The sequence below is a fragment of the Acinetobacter sp. GN11 genome (assembly GCF_054823985.1).
In genome coordinates, this window is record NZ_JRVL01000222.1 from 1 (window position 1) to 2702 (window position 2702).

At 35.2% G+C, this 2702-nt stretch carries 2 protein-coding genes; one reads left to right on the forward strand and one right to left on the reverse strand.

Annotation, left to right across the window (positions count from 1 at the left end; all coding sequences use genetic code 11):
• The first annotated feature begins 649 nt into the window (after positions 1-649).
• Positions 650-1930 (forward strand): OprD family outer membrane porin, encoded by a 1281-nt coding sequence (locus tag NL42_RS16670; RefSeq protein ID WP_151989351.1) that lies wholly within the window; start codon positions 650-652, stop codon positions 1928-1930.
• A gap of 106 nt (positions 1931-2036) precedes the next feature.
• Here the strand turns inward: NL42_RS16670 and ppa are convergent, their stop codons facing one another.
• A complete protein-coding gene (ppa, locus tag NL42_RS16675; protein ID WP_003654399.1) occupies positions 2037-2561 on the reverse strand; it encodes an inorganic diphosphatase in 525 nt (174 codons plus the stop codon).
• Between the last annotated feature and the right edge of the window lie 141 nt (positions 2562-2702).

Here is a 2702-nt window from a genome sequence, read left to right on the forward strand (position 1 = left end):
GAAATATAAAAATTACGTAAATTTCTTAAAGCTGGGCTTTTACTGGTCTGTAAATGGGCATTTCATTTAATTAAATTTCTTTAATTTTTCTATTTTTAAACTTATGAACTATTTTGGGTCTTTTTTAATCAGTCATATGAGAAAAAAGAGTAATGCACAAAATTCACGCAAAATATCGCACTAAATTTGACCAGCCAAACTAAATTCTATTCGTCTTTTACAGTGATCTATTTTTGCACATCACTCTTGAGAATAACGTTATAAAGTAACAATTTAAAAACTATTTAAAATAAACTGTCGAAAAAAACAACTACAATGGAGATTAAAAAGTAAACATATCCACCAAAAAAGATCAAAAAACAAACAGAAGAATCAACTATATTTTAAGCTTGGAATATAAAATAAATGGTAAAAATACACTAAAAAATAAATTACTTTTTTTATTTTAAACAATAGATTAAGTATAAAAGGTTAATAGTAAATTTAGTAAACAACCAGTAACACATTAATCAATTTCTGCATAGCATATATAAAATAAAATCAACAAAAATATATCTTTTTTATAGATTACTTATACAATTGATTCAAATCCTAGGCCCTGAACAATAACAAGGCACAGGATTTATCGTTTTTATGAGGTTCTTTAAATATGCTAAATGCACAAAAACTTACATTAGCAGTTCTCATTTCTGCGGCAATAATTTCCTCAGCTCAGGCAAGCGAGCAAAGTGAGGCAAAAGGATTTGTTGAAGATGCGAACGGTTCTATTCTCTTCCGTACAGGTTATATTCAACGCGACAAAAAAAATGGCGTTGAAGATGACAGTTCATTTGCTCAAACAGCAATCGTTACACTAGATTCCGGTTTTACTAAAGGTATCGTTGGTTTCGGTGTAGGCGCTGTTGGTGATTTTTCATTCAAAATCGGTGCAAATAACAATAACGGCAACCAAATGATTCCTCGTTACAATGGTGTACGTGAAAACCCGTACGATCAATGGACACGTGGTGGTGGTAGCGTAAAAGCTCGCTTCTCGAATACAACGGTACGTTATGGTACACAAGTACTTGATTTGCCTGTTCTTGCAAGCAACACTGCACGTTTGGTGCCTGAATATTTCACTGGTACTTTGTTAACTAGCCATGAAATTAAAGATTTAGAAGTGGTTGCTGGTAAATTTACTAAAAACCAATATTCTGACCAAATTGCAACTGACCAAAATGGTTTAGATAGCGCAATTGTTTGGGGTGCAAAATATAAGTTTGATGATCAACTCAATGGTTCTTACTATGGCGTTGATGTAAAAGACAAACTTGATCGTCATTATGTGAATGTGAACTACAAGCAACCCCTTGCTAATGACAGCTCACTTACTTATGACTTCAGTGGTTATCATACTAAATTTGATAAAAACGCTTCATTGTCATACGCAACTGGCCCAGCTGGTGAAGACAAAACCAATAATATTTGGGCAGTTTCAGGAACTTATGCGACTGGCCCACATAGTGTGATGTTAGCGTACCAACAAAACAGCGGTAACATTGGTTATAACTATGGTTCAAACCAAGACGGCGGTCAAAGTGTCTATTTGCCAAACTCTTATTTGTCTGACTTCATTGGTAATGATGAAAAATCTGCACAAATCCAATATAGCCTCGACTTTGGCAAGTTAGGTGTATTACCAGGTCTAAACTGGACTACAGCTTATGTATATGGTTGGGATATCAAAACATCTAACGGTGCAGATGATTCAAGCGAAAGCGAATTCTTTAACCAAGTAAAATACACAGTTCAAAATGGTTTTGCTAAAGGTTCAAGCTTACGTTTACGTAATTCGATCTACCGTGCAGATAACGCTTATACTGCAGATTATATGCCTGACACTAATGAATGGCGTATCTTCCTTGATATTCCTGTGAAATTATTCTAATTCACAAACTTATCAAGCATAAAAAACCTACGTCTGGCAACAGATGTAGGTTTTTTATTAAGCTCAGAATATCAATTGAGGCATTCTGAGCCTTATCAATTAAAGCTTATTTAGCAGCTTCAATTGCTTTTAATACTTCAGCTTTAGCAACATCAGCACCTTCCCAACCACTGATTTTTACCCATTTCCCTGGTTCTAAATCTTTATAGTGACTGAAGAAATGCTCAACTTGGCTAATCAATAGCGGAGGAAGATCTGTATATTCTTTAACATCTTTATACAATGGAGACAATTTTTCGTGTGGAACAGCGATTAATTTCGCATCGATACCACCATCATCTTCCATTTTTAATTTGCCTACTGGACGGCAACGAATGACTGAACCAGCAGCAACAGGATGTGGAGTTACAACAAGTACGTCTAACGGGTCGCCATCTTCAGACAAAGTATTTGGAACATAGCCATAGTTCGCTGGATAGAACATTGCTGTGCCCATGAAACGGTCTACAAACAATGCATCAGAATCTTTGTCGATTTCATATTTAATTGGTGCTGCATTTGCAGGAATTTCAATGATGACATAGATGTCATTTGGGGCATCTTTACCTGCTGGGATATCGCTGTAACTCATATCAATACTCTTTCGTTATGAAGTCAGATGTAAAATCCACTCGATTATAGCGTGGATATCATCAAAATGATGCCGATTATACAATGCGCACACGCGAAAGTTGATATGAATAATGACAGAATGACAGAATGACAGAATGAC

What these genes read in the sequence shown, in the direction of transcription:
- ppa (WP_003654399.1), bottom strand. Translation starts at nt 2,561, where the DNA reads ATGAGTTACAGCGATATCCCAGCAGGTAAAGATGCCCCAAATGACATC.
- NL42_RS16670 (WP_151989351.1), top strand. Translation starts at nt 650, where the DNA reads ATGCTAAATGCACAAAAACTTACATTAGCAGTTCTCATTTCTGCGGCA.